Below are 14,628 nucleotides of genomic sequence, written 5' to 3'. Positions count from 1 at the left end.
CCCAGCGCGGCCAGCCCGTTCATCAGGGCCATTCGCGGCGGGGAGAGGCGCGGTCGCAGCCAATCCGCCACAAACACGAGAAGGATGAGGGTCCCACCGGTAGAGGCGACGAGCCCGCCCGCCAGCGCAAACCTTTCGCCCAATCCCGCCTCAAGCCCGCCCAGCGAACTGAAGAGACCGCCGAAGTAAATCACGGTCAGCGGATTACTGAGTGTGATCGCCATCACCGTGAGCGTGTCGCCCAGAAAACTCGTCTCCCGCGCAACATCCGCCGCATGGCGCACGGCATTGCGGCTTTTCCACGCGCTCCAGGCAAGCCAGAGCAGCAGCAGACCGCCGCCGATTTGCATGGGTAGCGAAATCGTCCGCGCCCAAACGCCGAGGGCGGCAAGACTGAAGAGGGCGATCAGCGCGTAGGTTGCATCCGCCATCGATGCCCCCAAGGCCACGGCAAAGCCGCGTCGGATGCCGCCTTGCAGCGTGCGGTCGAGGCAGAGCAGGGCTATCGGGCCGACTTGAACGGCAAGCAAGAGCCCCAAGGCCAAGCCCTGAAGAAAGAAACCGAGCATCAAACTTAGGCTTTCGGTGTGGGAAGGATCGGCAAGCTGTGGGTTTCCTTTGTCGTGGACAGCGCCAACATGGTGTGGCTCCGCACGACGCCCGGTTGTCGCTTAATCTGATCCGTCAGCACCTGTTCCAAATCCGCCACCGTCGCGGCGCGTATCTTCAGCAGATAAGACCAGTCGCCGGTAATGTGATGGCATTCGAGAACCGCCGCTTCTGCACTCATCGCCTGCCGAAACCCTTCATCGCGCTCGGGCCGGTCAAGCCCGACGAAGACGAAGGCGAGCAGGGTAAGATCGACCGCCTGTGGATCGGCCACCCCGACGATTTTAATCGCACCGGACGCGGTGAGCCGCCGCAAACGCTCGTGTACCGCCGACTGGCTCAGGCCAGTTTCGGCGGCAAGCAGCGACTGCGGCAGGCGTCCTTCTTGCTGCAATAGGGAAATGATGATGCGGTCAATCTCGTCCATATTTCAGATGTAAATCTGATTTAGATGATGCGCAACGATTAAATATCACTTTTTTTGTGGTTTGGCAGATCGTTTTGCGGCTTTTACGGCGAGCGCGGCCCAGGGGGCCATCGTCTCGGGCGCGTCCCAGCTATCGGAAACTCGGTAGTAGGACATGACAGTCACGTCCCCCGTTGCTTTCCGATAGCTGAAGGGGGGCAGACCCTCGGCGGCAAAAAGCGGGGCCGTGAGGGGATCGACCTTCAAATAGAGCGCGTCCACATCCCACAGCGCGATGATCCGGTCTTCGAGATAAATTCCGTAACCGCCGAACATAGCGCGGGCGCGCACTTCGCCGCGATCGGCAAGGCAGGCTTGCAGAAGCGTAACCGCCTGACTGACGGGCGCGGGGAGAGGTTTTGCCATGATTACCGCCGCAAAAGATGAATGGTATTGCCGCGCAGAATTGCCGTTTCGCCCAACCGGAAACCGAGTTTTTCGGCAACGCGGATGGAGGGGGCATTCTCCAGCGAGATAATGCAAAAAGCGGGGGGTAAATCCTGCGCGTCAGCCCAAGCAAGGATGGCCTGCATCGCTTCGGTTGCAAAGCCCTTGCCCTGATGGCGCGGGTGAATGGTCCAGCCGGCTTCGGGCACGCCGTGCATTGGCGGGTCCATCTCGCGGCGATAATCGCCCAATCCGGCGCTGCCAACGAACGCGCCGCCATCGCGCGTTTCAATCGCCCAATAGCCGTATCCCAACGCGGCCCAATGTCCGATGTGACGCAGCAGCCGAAACCAAACATCGTGCCGCGTGCCGATCGCCCCGCCGCCGATATGGCGAACGACGTCGGGATGCGTCCACAGCGCGACCATCGGCTCCCAATCGTCTATTGTGTGCATTCTTAGGCGCAGGCGCGGGGTTTCCAAGGTCGGGGCAAGGGGCGGCACAGCGGCTCTCCGGCATTGTTTCAATTGACCTTCCAGTGCTAGGACAGGGAATGGCTCTTGTCGATCTTTCCGAACTCGCCCCCGTCCTTGCAACCCGGCGCTATCGCCTGCTCGGGCTCGATCTTGGCACCAAAACCATCGGCCTTGCGATTTCCGACGGGCTTGGCTTGTCGGCAACCCCGGTCGAGACCATCCGCCGGACGAAATTCACCGCCGACGCCGAAGCGTTGCTGAAACTCTGCAAAGCGCGGGACGTTGGCGGGCTCGTGCTGGGCTTGCCGGTCAATATGGATGGCTCGGAAGGGCCGCGCGCGCAATCGACCCGGACGTTCATCGATAATCTTTCGGAAAAAACCGCCCTGCCGATGGCGCTGTGGGACGAGCGGCTATCCACCGTCGCCGTCACCCGGTTGATGCTGGAGGCCGATCTGTCGCGCGCGCGCCGGGCCGAGATTGTCGATAAAATGGCGGCCGCCTATATTCTCCAAGGTGCCCTGGACCGGCTGCGGGCCTTGGCGGGGCGGGCACTGGAGTTATGACAAGAGACGAACAATTCCGTTTTGCGAATTGATTTTAAACAGACTTGATCTTAGTATGACAGGAACGATGTTTCGGAGGCGTTCCATGTCTACTCCCGCTCTGTCGCGTCAAAAGCCGGTATCCGGCCCCCGCCCGCGCCGGGGCAATCAGCGCATGGTTGTGCCGCGCCTGACGGTTAAAATCCAAGGCCATTACTATGAAACGCTGGATTGGTCTTACGGCGGCCTGCGGCTGAAACTGCCGCCTTCCGCCCCCGTGCCAACAACGCCGCTGCTGGGGCTGATTGTTGGCCCGAACGACGATATAGCGGTGTTCTCGGGCGGCGTCGCCCGCGTTGACGATGCGGGACAGGCGCTGTCTGTCACCTTCGCCGAGGTTAGCGAGTATGGCTATGATCTGCTCGACCGGCTGGTGCGGGAAAAACTGATCGCCCCCGAACTTTAATCAAGCCGCGACGAACAATCCCCCGCGCACCATCAGCGACACGCGCTCCCCAGGGGTCGGCACCAGATCGATGCTCGGGCCGCGCGGCACTTCCACATGCAGACTCTGGCCATCCTGAGTTTCGACCTCGACCCGTAACATCGCGCCAACCAAAGACACGTGGGTGACAGTCGCGATGCCCTGCGGGTCGGGGGTGAGGCTCAAGAGATGCGGGCGGACGAACAGCGTGCCATCGGCCTCGTGGGCGGCTTCGGCGACACTGATGCGCGCCGCTTCGGCAATGGGGGTATCCTGAACCCGCACGCGGCCCGCTTGTAAAGAGGCGCGTAACTCGTTGGTTTCACCTAAGAAACGGTAAACGAAGGCATTGGCGGGCGAATCGTAAAGCTCCTGTGGCGCACCGATTTGCTCCACGCGGCCTTGCCCCATCACCACCACCCGGTCGGCGAGGTCCAGCGCTTCTTCCTGATCGTGGGTAACGAACACGGTGGTCATGCCCAGGCGGCGATGCAGGTCGCGCAACCAGCGGCGTAGTTCCCGGCGCACTTTCGCGTCAAGCGCGCCGAAGGGCTCATCGAGCAGCAAGACTTGCGGTTCAATCGCGAGCGCGCGGGCGAGGGCCACGCGCTGCCGCTGGCCGCCCGAAAGCTGGGTCGGGTAGCGCTCCGCCAACCAATCGACTTGAACAAGCGAGAGTAAATCATTCACCCGCTTGCGAATTTCGGCCTCAGGCGGGCGGGTCTTACTCGGGCGGACCCGCAGGCCAAAAGCGACATTCTCGAACACGCTCATGTGCCGAAACAGCGCGTAATGCTGGAAGACGAAGCCGACATCGCGGTCGCCCGGAAGGTTCCCGGCCACGTCCTTCGCGCCAAAGCGGATCGAGCCCGCGTCCGGTTGCTCCAATCCGGCTAAAAGGCGCAGCAGGGTGGTTTTCCCCGAGCCCGACGGCCCCAGAATCGCCAGGAGTTCGCCCGTATGAATATCGAGATCGACCCCATGCAGGGCGGTGAAGCTGCCGAAGCCTTTGACCAGGCCTTTAACGGTAATATCCATGACGGACCTCCAGGCGTTTTAGGGGGGCTAAGAGGCGCGGTGCTCGCGCCGTTCCAACACGGCATCGAGCAAGCTTTTTGCAATCAGTGTCACCAGCGCCAGCAAGGCCAGCAGGGAGGCGACGGCGAAAGCCCCCGTGAACGCATATTCATTATACATGATTTCAACGTGTAAGGGCATGGTGTTGGTCTCGCCGCGCACGTGACCGGAGACGACCGAAACCGCACCGAATTCCCCCATGGCGCGCGCATTACACAGCAGCACACCGTAGAGCAGCCCCCAGCGGATATTCGGCAGGGTCACGCGCCGGAAAATCTGCCAGCCGGAGGCGCCCAGAACGCGCGCCGCCTCTTCCTCCTGGCGTCCTTGCTCCTGCATCAGTGGCAAAAGCTCGCGGGCGACGAAGGGGAAGGTAACGAAAATCGTCGCAAGGATGATCGCAATTGGCGTGAACAGAATTTGGATGTCATTGGCCCGCAGCCACGGCCCAAACCAGCCCTGCAAGCCGAACAGCAGCACGAAGATCAGACCGGCAATCACGGGCGACACCGAAAACGGCAGATCGATCAAGGTGATGAGCAGGCTTTTCCCCTTGAAGTCGAACTTGGTGATGGCCCAAGCGGCCGCCACGCCAAAAATCAGGTTCAGCGGCACGGCCACAGCGGCGGTCAGCAGGGTCAGCTTAATCGCGGCCCAGGCGTCGGGATCGGTCAGGGCGGCGAAATAGGCCCCAATGCCTTGGCGCAAGGCTTCGGCAAACACCAGCACCAGCGGCAAGACGACAAGCCCGATCAGAAACAGCATGGCGACGGTGATGAGAATGTAGCGCACCCAGCGCGGTTCGGTCGCCGAGGTCATCATTCGCCCTCCTCATAGCGGCGCGACCAGCGTTGGAGCCCGTTCAGCGCCAACAGCATGAGAAAGGCAAAACTCAGCATGGTGGTGCCGATGGCCGTCGCTTCGGCGTAGGAAAATTCTTCAAGCTTAATCACGATCAGCAGCGGCGCGATTTCCGACACCATTGGCAGGTTCCCGGCAATGAAGATGACTGAGCCATATTCGCCGACCGCACGGGCAAAGGCCAAGGCGGCACCGGTGACGAGGGCGGGGAACAGCGACGGTAAGATCACCCGGCGGACGGTTTGCCAACGGCTGGCGCGCAAACACAGGGCGGCTTCCTCAATCTCCGGGTCAAGATCGGCCAGAACCGGCTGCACCGTGCGCACGACGAAGGGAAAACCGACGAAGATCAGCGCGACGATCACCCCTAACGGCGTATAGGCAACCTGAATGCCGAGCTTATCCAAAGGTGCACCCAGCCAACCATTCTGGGCGAACAGCGTGGTGAGCGCGATACCGGCAACCGCCGTTGGCAGCGCGAAGGGAATATCCACCAAAGCGTCGGCAATTCGGCGACCGGGAAAACGGTAGCGCACGAGAACCCAGGCGATGATCGAACCGAACACCGCGTTTATCAGAGCTGCAATCAAGGCCCCGCCGATGCTGAGCCGCAGGGCGGCCAACACGCGCGGCGTGCTAATGGCGTTGAAGAAGGCATCCCAGCCCAAGGTTGCGGTTTTCAAGATCATGCCGCCCAGCGGGATCAGCACGATGATGCTGAGCCAGAAAAGCGTGATGCCCATGGTCAGGCCGAAGCCCGGCAGAACGGAGGCCCGCTTCCACACCCACCGCCGCCGATAGGTCGGCGACGATGAGAGGGAAGCGCTCTCCACAGTCGGAGGAAGCGAGGTCATGCCTTACTTTATGATCTCATCGAAGGTGCCACCATCGGAGAAATGCGTCTTTTGCGCATTCCGCCAGCCGCCGAACTGCTCGTCGATCGTTACCAGAGTCAGTTTCGGGAATTTATCGGCCACCTTCTCGGCCACTTCGGCCAAACGCGGGCGATAATAGTGCTTTGCCCCAAGGGCTTGGCCTTCCGGCGTATAGAGGAACTTTAGATAGGCCTCGGCCACGGCACGGGTGCCGCGCTTATCGACCACCGAGTCGACAATGGCCACCGGCGGTTCAGCCAAAATCGACAGCGAGGGAATGACGATATCGAATTTATCCTTGCCAAGCTCGTTCTGCGCCAAGAAGGCTTCGTTTTCCCACGCCAGCAGCACGTCGCCGATATTGCGCTGAACGAAGGTGATGGTGGAGGCGCGTGCGCCGCTATCGAGCACCGGCACATTCTTAAATAGCGCGCGGACGAAGTCCTTCGCCTTGGCGTCAGTCCCGCCCGGCTGCTTCAGCGCATAGGCCCAAGCGGCGAGATAGTTCCAGCGCGCCCCGCCCGAAGTTTTCGGGTTCGGGGTGATGACCTTCACGTCCGCGCGCAGCAGATCATTCCAGTCCTTCACGGCCTTGGGGTTATTTTTGCGGACCAGAAAGACGATGGTGGAATAGAAGGGCGACGCATTGTCCGGCAGTTGCTTCTGCCAATCCTGACGCAGCAACTTATTGTCGGCGATTTCATTGATGTCATAGGCGAGCGCGAGCGTCACCACATCGGCGGCCAAACCATCGATGACCGAGCGGGCCTGTTTGCCGGAACCGCCGTGCGAGGCCTTTACCCGAAGCGTATCGCCGGTCTTAGCTTTCCACTGCTCGCCGAAGACCTTGTTAACTTCGGAAAACAGCTCGCGCGTCGGATCATACGAAACGTTCAGCAGCGAGATATCGGCGGCGAAGCTCGGGGCGGCGGCAAGAGCCAACGCGCCCGCAAGCAGTGTCCGGCGAAAAAGGGTCATAGGAGCCTCCGTCGGGGAAAAGGGGATTAGATATAGGCTGGGCCTAACACGTAATTCTCATTTCGCCGGGCGAGCTGCGCTTCCGCGTAGGTCAGCAGCGCGTCAGTGGCGTCCTCCAGCGAAAGCTTGGCCGTATCGAGCCGCAACGCCGGATCTTGGGGGGCTTCGTAAGGGGCCGAAACCCCCGTAAAGTTGGGGATTTCGCCCGCTTTGGCCCGTTTGTACAAGCCTTTCGGGTCACGCGTAATACAAGTCTCTAGAGGAGCATCCACGAAAATCTCGTGGAAGTCATCGCCAATGATCGTTTCGGCTAAGTCCCGATCCGCTTGACGCGGAGAAATGAGACTGGCGATGACGATGAGGCCGCTATTGGCCATCAGCTTCGCCACTTCCGCCGTGCGCCGCACCTGCTCGGCCCGGTCTTCAGCGGTGAAGCCAAGATCGCGCGACAGGCCAAGGCGCAAGGTATCGCCGTCGAGCACCGTGGCGAGGCGGCCTTGATCGGTAAGTTTCCGCAAAAGCCGCTGGGCGATGGTCGATTTCCCGGAGCCCGATAGGCCGGTGAGCCACAGAACCCCGCCACGATGGCCGTTGAGGGCCGCGCGTTCTTCCGGGGTTACACTGGTTTCCGGGGCTGAGAGCACGACTTCCGTCAACTCCTCGACAATCCCGCCGCCGACCAGGCGATAGTCCCGCGCGAGCACGGCCCGGCCCAAACGGGGGTTATCGGCAAAGCGATCCCCGAGGATTGGGCGGCGGCTGTGCAGCGTGACGCGGGCGATGCCGCCGCTTTCAAGCTGGCCGGGGCCTTCGGACTGGTCTAACGCCAGACTATCGAGGTCCAAGGCTTCGTCAATCCGGCGCACGGTGGCTTCGTGGGAACCGGTGCCGATACGCAACGTCACCCGGTCGCCCTCGTTCAGCGGGGTCCGGTCGAGCCAGAAAATCCGCAAGGTGATGAGATGGCCTTGCCGCGACGAGGGCGCGGCCTCGGTAATCAGCGCGCCGCGTTCGACGAACACATCCTCATCGACCGCCAGCGCCACGCTTTCGCCCGCAATCGCCGAGAGTTTCGGCACCGAGAGGTTCCAGCCTTCCAGCGCCGCCACCTTCACCGTGCGATTGCCGGGGGTGAGGCGGATGGTATCGCCGACGCGCAAGCGCCCGGTTTCGATGCGCCCGACGACAATGCGCCGCTCGCCGCGCCGATAGAGATCTTGCACCGGCAGGCGCAACGGCTGCGCCGCAAGGCTGGGCCGTGCAGTGAAAGCGTCCAGTGCTTGCAGCAGCGACGGGCCGTGATACCAGGGGGTTTTCGGGCCATTGGCGATAATGCCGTCGCCGTGGCGCGCGGAGATCGGAATAAGAGCGGTCGGATTAATGCCGATGGAGCGCAGATAGCCGCCCACTTCCTCGACCACCGCGCCAAAGCGCGTTTCGTCGTAATCGATCAGATCGATCTTATTCACCGCAACCGCCACCTGGGTGATCCCTAAGAGGCGTAGCAAATAGGCATGGCGGCGGGTCTGTTCGGCCAAACCGGCGCGGGCATCGACCACCAGAATCGCGGCATCGGCGGCGGCGGCCCCCGTTACCATGTTCTTGAGGAACTCCTTATGCCCCGGCGCGTCGATAATCACATAGCGGCGGGCTTCGGAGGCGAACCAAACCTGCGTTGTGTCGAGCGTAATCCCTTGGTCGCGCTCAATCTGCAAAGCGTCGAGCAAATGCGACCATTCGAAGACCGACCCGCGCTTGTCAGAGGAAGCTTGCAGCGCTTCCACCGCCCCCTCGGCCAGCGCGCCGGTCTCGTGCATCAAGCGCCCGACGAGCGTGGATTTCCCATGATCGACGTGGCCGACGATGACGATGGGAAAAGCAGTATGTTGGCTCATAGGTACCCCCCGGCGCGCAGGCGTTCGAACACATCTTCCGATTCATGGTCCATGGTGCGCCCGGCCCGTTCGGAGGTGCGCGTCGCCGCAAGCTCGGCGATGATTTCGGCAATGGTGCTGGCCTCGCTGGGGAAAGGCTCGGTGATGCCCTTTTCCCCTAGCGAGCGGAAGCGTTTGCCGTTCTTGGCGAAATACAGCTCGCACACGGGAATGCCTTCGCGTTCGATGTACCGCCAAATATCCAGTTCGGTCCAATGCAGCAGCGGATGGATGCGGATATGGGTGCCGGGCGGGAAATCGGCATTGAACTGGTCCCAGAACTCCGGCGGCTGGTCGCGCACATCCCAGGTGCCATCGAGCCCGCGCGGGCTGAACACGCGCTCTTTTGCCCGCGTCGCCTGCTCATCGCGGCGGATACCCGCAAAAATACCGGAGAAACCGTAGCGTTCCACCGTTTGCGCCAAGCCTAAGCTTTTGCGTGCCGCAACCCGCGCGCCGGGCGGCAGGGTTGGGTCGGTGGCTTCAATCGGCGGGCAGGAGTCGGCAATCAGGTTAAGGTTCCATTCCTTCGCGTAAGTGTCGCGGAAGGCATAGGCTTCGTCGAACTCTAGGCCCGTATCGAGATGGGCGACGGGGAAGGGGATTTCCCCCAGGAACGCCTTGCGTGCCAACCAGATCATCACATTCGAATCTTTGCCGAGCGACCACAGCAGCGCCAGCGGGCGAATGCGGGCGAAGGCTTCGCGGAAGATGAAAATGCTCTGGGCTTCGAGTGCGTCGAGATCGGTCAGACGCTCGGTTGCAGTGTGCGGCGAGGGTTGCGTCAGTGGAAAATGAGACACGCGATCACCTGATCCAGAAATAGAGGCTTGGGACGGTTTGGGGGTAGGGAAGGGTGTTACCACCGGCGAAGCTTGGTGAAGACCGCATTCAATCTTCTCCCGCCCGCGCCAGCGACCGGCGCGCGCATCCTCCCCCTCGGCAACGGGGGTCGTACAGGACATGCAGCCGATGGACTTATACCCTTGTTCGACCAGCGGATGCGCGGGAAGAGAATGCGCTAAGCGATAGGCTTCGATCTCCTCGGCCGTCCAATCAGCGAGCGGCGAGAGTTTGACGCGCCCGTCTTCCTGATCGACGGTCGAAATTCCCCGCCGCGTATCGGCCTGATCGCGGCGGCGGCCATTGGCCCAGGCGGTGAAGCCGGTCAGCGCGCTCGCCAGCGGATCGACCTTGCGGATTGTGCAGCAGGCGTCCGGGTCTTGATCGAACAGCAGTCCCACCGGGTCGCGGGTTGCGATTGCAACCGCATCGGGCTTGAGCAGACGAACATCGGTCAGGCCAAGGTGCGCCGTCAGCGTTTCCCGATAGCGGTGCGTGGCCGGAAACAGCTTTTCGGTATCGAGCGTGAGCACCGGAATGTGTGGATCGACGCGGGCGGCGAGATGCAGCAGAACGGTTGAATCGGCCCCGAAGGAGGAGACGATAGCAAAGCGCGGCCCGTGCTCGGCCCAAGCGGTGCGGATCAAATCCTGGGCTGCAACCACGCGGTCTGCCTCAGAGACATCGGCGCGGTGGATCGTTGCATCTGGCGCTGCATACCCTGGCATCGGCTTAGGTTCTCCCGCGTCGGAAGGGCCGAACGGGTGCCCTCCCTGTGATCTAGTTTCACCAAATTACAAACTTCAATTCCATTCTGTCCATAAAAAAACAATTTACATGAGTAAATGTGAAAAATGAATTAACATGAAGATCATGTTTTATCCTCTCTGCCACACGAATTGACCATCTGCCGAGGGGCCCGCTATAAGCAGCCGTCCAAGTCAGAGTGAGCCATGCAGATCACCGATACAAAAATTCCCGCCGTTAAACGCATTGTGCCGAAAAAACATGGGGATGCGCGCGGTTACTTCATGGAAACCTTTTCGGAGCCGCGCTTTGCCGAAGCCGGTATTACCGAACGCTGGGTTCAGGACAATCAATCGCTGTCCAAGCCCCAGGGCACGGTGCGCGGTCTGCATTTCCAAATCGCACCTGCGGGGCAGGCAAAGCTGATCCGCGTTTTGCAGGGGGCGATTCTGGATGTCGCGGTCGATCTGCGCCACGGCTCGCCGAGCTTTGGCCAGCATGTCGCGGTGGAATTGACCGCCGAGGGCGGGGAGCAGCTTTATGTTCCGGTTGGTTTTGCCCACGGCTTCTGTACGTTGGTGCCCGATACGGCGGTCGCCTATAAGGTCAGCCACGCCTATGCGCCGGCGGAGGATCGCGGATTGCGCTGGAACGATCCGGCCTTGGGGATCGATTGGCCGGTAAATGACGCAACCGCGTTGCTGTCGCCAAAAGACACGCAGCAGCCGCTGTTCGCCGAACTGCCTGCCTATTTTACCTACGCCTGAGCCGGGAGCGCCTTATGAGCACGATCATTGTTACAGGGGGCGCGGGGTTTATCGGGTCGGCGGTGATCCGCCACATCCTGACCCAGACCGACGCCCGCGTGGTGAACCTCGATAAGCTGACCTATGCGGCGAATCTCGATAGCCTTGCCGCGCTGAGCGCGACCGACCGCTACAGCTTCGAGCAGGCCGATATTACCGACCGCGCGGCGATGGACCGGATTTTTGCGGCCTATCAGCCCGACGCGATTATGCATCTTGCCGCCGAAAGCCATGTAGACCGCTCCATCGACGGCCCGGCGGCCTTCATTCAATCCAATATCATCGGCACCTTCACGCTGCTGGAAGCCGCGCTCGCTTTTTGGCGCACGCTGCCCGAGGACAAGCAGGCGGCCTTCCGCTTTCACCATATTTCGACCGATGAAGTCTTTGGCACTTTGGGGGACGAGGGGCTGTTTACCGAAACGACCCCTTACGCGCCGAACTCGCCCTATTCGGCGAGTAAGGCCTCGTCCGACCATCTCGTGCGCGCTTGGCACCATACTTATAAGCTGCCGGTAGTCACCTCCAATTGCTCCAACAATTACGGCCCCTGGCAGTTCCCGGAAAAGCTCATTCCACTGATGATTATCAACGCGCTGAAGGGTAAACCGCTGCCGGTCTATGGGCAGGGAACCAATGTGCGCGACTGGCTGCACGTGGAAGACCATGCCCGCGCGCTCTGGACGATCCTGACAACGGGCGTGCCGGGCGAAAGCTATAATGTTGGCGGCAATTCCGAGCGTAAGAATATCGACGTGGTGACCGCCATCTGCGATCTGGTCGATAGGCTCGAAGCGCCGCTGCCCTCGGGCCAGCCGCGTCGGTCGCTGATTACCCATGTCACCGACCGCCCCGGTCACGACGCGCGCTACGCCATCGACGCCAGCAAGATCAAGGCCGAACTGGCTTGGGAGCCTCAAGAGACCTTCGATTCCGGGCTTGAGTCGACCGTGCGCTGGTATCTCGACAATCCCGATTGGTGGGAAAAGCTGTCGAACGTCTATGCGGGCGACCGGTTGGGCCTGAAGAAAGCCGTCTCATGAGCCAAACGGTTTTGATTTTCGGCGCGAATGGCCAAGTTGGGCGCGAATTGCAGCGGGCTGATTGGCCCGCGTCGCTCACCCCGATCAGCCTTGCGCGGCCCGAGGGCGACGTGACGGACCCTGCGGCGATTGCGGCTGCGGTGGCGCGGCATCGGCCCGTCGCCCTGGTCAATGCGGCGGCCTATACCGCCGTCGATAAGGCGGAAACCGAGGCCGAGGCGGCTTTTGCCATCAACCGCGACGGGGCGGCCAATTTGGCGCGCGCCGCCGCCGCCGCCGACCTGCCGCTGATCCATATTTCCACCGACTATGTCTTCGACGGCAGCAAGCCGGGGGCCTATGCGCCCACCGATCCCGTCGCGCCCTTGGGCGTCTACGGCCAGTCGAAAGAGGCGGGCGAGCGGGCGATTCGGGCGGCGGCGGAAAAGCACGTCATTCTGCGCACGGCCTGGGTTTTTGGCCCGCACGGGCATAATTTTGTGAAAACCATGCTGCGCTTGGCGGCCGCCCGGCCGGAATTGCGCGTGGTCGCCGATCAACGCGGCTGCCCCACCCCGGCGACGGCGATTGCCGATGCGATTGCTCAGATTACGGGGGCGCTCTTAAACGGCTCCACCGCCTATGGCACCTATCATTTCGCCGGGCGCGCGCCGGTTTCCTGGCATGGGTTTGCCGAAGCGATTTTCGCGGAAGGCCAGCGCTACGGCTGGCCGGTGCCGAAGGTTCACGCCATCACCACCGAGGATTTTCCAACGCCTGCGCGCCGTCCGGCCAATTCCGTGCTGGACTGTAGTGCGCTGACCGAAGCCTTCGGCATTATGCCTGCCGATTGGCGCTTGGGGTTGATCGATATGTTGGCCGAATGCCGGGACGAAATTGGGGCTAATTTCGCCGCTGTGAGTGAGGAAAAGCGATGAAGGGTATCATTCTGGCGGGCGGCTCGGGCACGCGGCTGTACCCCGTCACCCTGGCGGTCTCGAAGCAGCTTCTGCCGGTCTACGACAAGCCGATGATCTATTATCCACTGTCGATTCTGATGTTGGCGGGAATCCGCGAGATTCTGGTGATTACGACACCCCACGATGCGGCGCAGTTCAAAACCCTGTTGGGTGACGGTAGCCAGTGGGGCCTTGCCATCTCCTACGCCCAGCAGCCGAAGCCGGAAGGGCTGGCGCAGGCCTTCCTGATTGGTGAAGACTTCATCGCGGGCGACCGCTGCGCGCTGGTCTTGGGTGATAATATCTACTTCGGCCACGATCTCGAACCGATGCTGCTGTCGGCGGTGGAGCGCCAAAGCGGGGCCACCGTGTTCGGCTACCATGTGCGCGACCCCGAACGCTACGGCGTGGTCGAGTTCGACGCGGCGGGCACCGCCATTTCCATCGAGGAAAAGCCGAAGCAGCCGAAAAGCAATTATGCCGTCACCGGGCTCTATTTCTACGATGCCGAGGTAGTGGCGCTCGCCAAGCAAGTGCGCCCGTCGGCGCGCGGCGAGCTTGAAATCACCGATCTCAACCGCCTTTATCTGGAGCGCGGCACCCTCACCGTCGAGCGGATGGGCCGGGGCTACGCTTGGTTCGATACCGGCACCCACGACAGCCTTTTACAAGCGGGCGAGTTCGTGCGCACGGTCGAAGAGCGCCAGGGCCTGAAAATCTCCTGCCCGGAAGAAATCGCCTGGCGCAAAGGCTTCATTGACGCGGCCCAGGTGCGCACACTGGCCGAACCGATGGCGAAGAACGGTTACGGGCAGTATCTGTTGCGGATGATTGACGGGCCTTTAAGTTAGCTGGCAGCCTGCTTTAAGGCTTCTTCCGCCCATTGGTTCAGGCTCTTGCCGGCAAGTTCGGCGGCAAGCGCGGCCTTGCGGTGAACCTCGGGATCAATGCGGAACATGACCTGCCCCGAAAATGCCTTCTGCGGCTCCTTGCCAAGATGGGCGCAAGTTTCGAGATAGTCTTCCACAGCTTCCTGAAAAGCGGCGCGCAATCCTTCTACCGTATCGGCATGAAACCCGACCGTATCCGTAATGCCTGCGATCCGGCCCGTGAAAATTCCGTCCTCATCGTCATAGTCGATTCGGGCGGAATAGCCTTGATAATTCATCATATTGCTCATGGTCTAACCCCGATCCGTTCTAGAAACGCGCGCGCATCTCGCACTTGATACCGCTTGGCCTCTTTGGCCGGATGCGGACGGTGAAAGGTGGTGACTTCGCCATCTTTTTCAAAACGGACCCGCGATCCTCGCCCCTCAATTAGGCCAGCGCCTGCGGCTAACAACAAACCCTCGATTGCCGCCCATTCCAGCGTGCCGGAAACGGGGTCAGTAAAGACCATTGCCAGCGTTTTCCGGTGCTTGTTGTTCATAGACAGAGGATAGAGAGCGCTAGCATTTATTGCAAGCGTATGGGCCTCACCCCTTTAGTAACTTCGCCCGCCGCTGAAGCAGGGCCATCGGGCTCCAACTCAACATACGCGCAATCGCCAAGGTCGAG

General features: G+C 61.4%; 18 protein-coding genes and 1 pseudogene. 6 read left to right on the top strand and 13 right to left on the bottom strand.

The features are described 5' to 3' along the window. The 4 genes from ACIQ36_RS11570 to ACIQ36_RS11555 form a co-directional block, all read right to left on the bottom strand. Nucleotides 1–569: LysE family transporter (locus tag ACIQ36_RS11570; protein ID WP_395829345.1), on the bottom strand; the 569-nt coding region annotated here is incomplete at its 3' end. 5 nt (nucleotides 570–574) lie between these two features. Continuing rightward, nucleotides 575–1,036 carry an Lrp/AsnC family transcriptional regulator gene (locus ACIQ36_RS11565; protein WP_395829343.1) on the bottom strand — a complete coding sequence of 154 codons (462 nt, stop codon included), beginning with the start codon at nucleotides 1,034–1,036 and terminating at the stop codon, nucleotides 575–577. A gap of 45 nt (nucleotides 1,037–1,081) precedes the next feature. Next, on the bottom strand, nucleotides 1,082–1,441 hold the full coding sequence (locus ACIQ36_RS11560; RefSeq protein WP_395829341.1) for a TfoX/Sxy family protein: 360 nt from the start codon (nucleotides 1,439–1,441) through the stop codon (nucleotides 1,082–1,084). A 2-nt stretch (nucleotides 1,442–1,443) separates the two neighbouring features. Next, a complete protein-coding gene (locus ACIQ36_RS11555) occupies nucleotides 1,444–1,965 on the bottom strand; it encodes a GNAT family N-acetyltransferase (protein ID WP_395829339.1) in 522 nt (173 codons plus the stop codon). A 50-nt stretch (nucleotides 1,966–2,015) separates the two neighbouring features. Here ACIQ36_RS11555 and ruvX point away from each other — a divergent pair, with 50 nt between their 5' ends. Further along, nucleotides 2,016–2,504 (top strand): Holliday junction resolvase RuvX, encoded by a 489-nt coding sequence (gene ruvX / locus ACIQ36_RS11550; protein WP_395829337.1) that lies wholly within the window; start codon nucleotides 2,016–2,018, stop codon nucleotides 2,502–2,504. Nucleotides 2,505–2,589: 85 nt separating this feature from the next. Further along, nucleotides 2,590–2,949, top strand: a complete 360-nt coding sequence (locus ACIQ36_RS11545) for a hypothetical protein (protein ID WP_395829335.1) — start codon at nucleotides 2,590–2,592, stop codon at nucleotides 2,947–2,949. Here the strand turns inward: ACIQ36_RS11545 and ACIQ36_RS11540 are convergent, their stop codons facing one another. From ACIQ36_RS11540 to ACIQ36_RS11510, 7 genes and pseudogenes are all read right to left on the bottom strand, one after another. Then, nucleotides 2,950–4,005, bottom strand: coding sequence for a sulfate/molybdate ABC transporter ATP-binding protein (locus ACIQ36_RS11540; protein WP_395829333.1), 1,056 nt, complete (start codon nucleotides 4,003–4,005; stop codon nucleotides 2,950–2,952). 27 nt (nucleotides 4,006–4,032) lie between these two features. Next, entirely contained in the window at nucleotides 4,033–4,866 is an 834-nt protein-coding gene (gene cysW, locus ACIQ36_RS11535) for a sulfate ABC transporter permease subunit CysW (protein ID WP_395829331.1), read from the bottom strand. After that, a complete protein-coding gene (gene cysT, locus ACIQ36_RS11530) occupies nucleotides 4,863–5,759 on the bottom strand; it encodes a sulfate ABC transporter permease subunit CysT (RefSeq protein ID WP_395829330.1) in 897 nt (298 codons plus the stop codon). Before cysT ends, cysW begins: the two co-directional genes overlap by 4 nt. 3 nt (nucleotides 5,760–5,762) lie before the next feature. Then, on the bottom strand, nucleotides 5,763–6,758 hold the full coding sequence (locus ACIQ36_RS11525; protein WP_395829328.1) for a sulfate ABC transporter substrate-binding protein: 996 nt from the start codon (nucleotides 6,756–6,758) through the stop codon (nucleotides 5,763–5,765). Nucleotides 6,759–6,784: 26 nt separating this feature from the next. After that, nucleotides 6,785–8,653, bottom strand: coding sequence for an adenylyl-sulfate kinase (gene cysC, locus ACIQ36_RS11520; protein ID WP_395829326.1), 1,869 nt, complete (start codon nucleotides 8,651–8,653; stop codon nucleotides 6,785–6,787). Continuing rightward, nucleotides 8,650–9,444, bottom strand: coding sequence for a sulfate adenylyltransferase subunit CysD (cysD, locus tag ACIQ36_RS11515; RefSeq protein WP_395829347.1), 795 nt, complete (start codon nucleotides 9,442–9,444; stop codon nucleotides 8,650–8,652). The genes cysC and cysD overlap by 4 nt, the downstream gene beginning before the upstream one ends. A 132-nt stretch (nucleotides 9,445–9,576) precedes the next feature. Beyond that, a pseudogene (locus ACIQ36_RS11510) lies at nucleotides 9,577–10,263 on the bottom strand (phosphoadenylyl-sulfate reductase); the annotation flags it as partial. A 225-nt stretch (nucleotides 10,264–10,488) separates the two neighbouring features. Here ACIQ36_RS11510 and rfbC point away from each other — a divergent pair. The 4 genes from rfbC to rfbA are packed head-to-tail and all read left to right on the top strand — an operon-like array spanning nucleotide 10,489 to nucleotide 13,920. Next, nucleotides 10,489–11,049, top strand: coding sequence for a dTDP-4-dehydrorhamnose 3,5-epimerase (gene rfbC / locus ACIQ36_RS11505; protein WP_395829324.1), 561 nt, complete (start codon nucleotides 10,489–10,491; stop codon nucleotides 11,047–11,049). A gap of 14 nt (nucleotides 11,050–11,063) precedes the next feature. After that, nucleotides 11,064–12,131 (top strand): dTDP-glucose 4,6-dehydratase, encoded by a 1,068-nt coding sequence (gene rfbB, locus ACIQ36_RS11500; RefSeq protein ID WP_395829322.1) that lies wholly within the window; start codon nucleotides 11,064–11,066, stop codon nucleotides 12,129–12,131. Continuing rightward, a complete protein-coding gene (rfbD, locus tag ACIQ36_RS11495) occupies nucleotides 12,128–13,048 on the top strand; it encodes a dTDP-4-dehydrorhamnose reductase (protein WP_395829320.1) in 921 nt (306 codons plus the stop codon). Before rfbB ends, rfbD begins: the two co-directional genes overlap by 4 nt. Next, nucleotides 13,045–13,920, top strand: coding sequence for a glucose-1-phosphate thymidylyltransferase RfbA (gene rfbA / locus ACIQ36_RS11490; protein ID WP_395829318.1), 876 nt, complete (start codon nucleotides 13,045–13,047; stop codon nucleotides 13,918–13,920). The genes rfbD and rfbA overlap by 4 nt, the downstream gene beginning before the upstream one ends. Here the strand turns inward: rfbA and ACIQ36_RS11485 are convergent. After that, nucleotides 13,917–14,249, bottom strand: coding sequence for a type II toxin-antitoxin system HicB family antitoxin (locus ACIQ36_RS11485; RefSeq protein WP_395829316.1), 333 nt, complete (start codon nucleotides 14,247–14,249; stop codon nucleotides 13,917–13,919). The two genes, rfbA and ACIQ36_RS11485, sit on opposite strands and share 4 nt — an antisense overlap. Next, entirely contained in the window at nucleotides 14,246–14,470 is a 225-nt protein-coding gene (locus ACIQ36_RS11480; RefSeq protein WP_395829314.1) for a type II toxin-antitoxin system HicA family toxin, read from the bottom strand. The genes ACIQ36_RS11485 and ACIQ36_RS11480 overlap by 4 nt, the downstream gene beginning before the upstream one ends. Nucleotides 14,471–14,628: the final 158 nt, after the last annotated feature.

This window comes from Elstera sp. (assembly GCF_044372965.1).
In the GTDB taxonomy this organism is placed as follows: domain Bacteria; phylum Pseudomonadota; class Alphaproteobacteria; order Elsterales; family Elsteraceae; genus Elstera.
The sequence above is the reverse complement of the archived record's forward strand: the minus strand, read 5'-3'. Positions and strand labels throughout refer to the sequence as shown.

Bases quoted from the DNA above. Each gene is read 5' to 3' on its own strand.
- ACIQ36_RS11565 (WP_395829343.1), bottom strand. From the start codon at position 1,036: ATGGACGAGATTGACCGCATCATCATTTCCCTATTGCAGCAAGAAGGA.
- ACIQ36_RS11560 (WP_395829341.1), bottom strand. From the start codon at position 1,441: ATGGCAAAACCTCTCCCCGCGCCCGTCAGTCAGGCGGTTACGCTTCTG.
- ruvX (WP_395829337.1), top strand. From the start codon at position 2,016: ATGGCTCTTGTCGATCTTTCCGAACTCGCCCCCGTCCTTGCAACCCGG.
- ACIQ36_RS11545 (WP_395829335.1), top strand. From the start codon at position 2,590: ATGTCTACTCCCGCTCTGTCGCGTCAAAAGCCGGTATCCGGCCCCCGC.
- ACIQ36_RS11540 (WP_395829333.1), bottom strand. From the start codon at position 4,005: ATGGATATTACCGTTAAAGGCCTGGTCAAAGGCTTCGGCAGCTTCACC.
- cysW (WP_395829331.1), bottom strand. From the start codon at position 4,866: ATGATGACCTCGGCGACCGAACCGCGCTGGGTGCGCTACATTCTCATC.
- cysT (WP_395829330.1), bottom strand. From the start codon at position 5,759: ATGACCTCGCTTCCTCCGACTGTGGAGAGCGCTTCCCTCTCATCGTCG.
- ACIQ36_RS11525 (WP_395829328.1), bottom strand. From the start codon at position 6,758: ATGACCCTTTTTCGCCGGACACTGCTTGCGGGCGCGTTGGCTCTTGCC.
- cysC (WP_395829326.1), bottom strand. From the start codon at position 8,653: ATGAGCCAACATACTGCTTTTCCCATCGTCATCGTCGGCCACGTCGAT.
- rfbC (WP_395829324.1), top strand. From the start codon at position 10,489: ATGCAGATCACCGATACAAAAATTCCCGCCGTTAAACGCATTGTGCCG.
- rfbB (WP_395829322.1), top strand. From the start codon at position 11,064: ATGAGCACGATCATTGTTACAGGGGGCGCGGGGTTTATCGGGTCGGCG.
- rfbD (WP_395829320.1), top strand. From the start codon at position 12,128: ATGAGCCAAACGGTTTTGATTTTCGGCGCGAATGGCCAAGTTGGGCGC.
- rfbA (WP_395829318.1), top strand. From the start codon at position 13,045: ATGAAGGGTATCATTCTGGCGGGCGGCTCGGGCACGCGGCTGTACCCC.
- ACIQ36_RS11485 (WP_395829316.1), bottom strand. From the start codon at position 14,249: ATGAGCAATATGATGAATTATCAAGGCTATTCCGCCCGAATCGACTAT.
- ACIQ36_RS11480 (WP_395829314.1), bottom strand. From the start codon at position 14,470: ATGGTCTTTACTGACCCCGTTTCCGGCACGCTGGAATGGGCGGCAATC.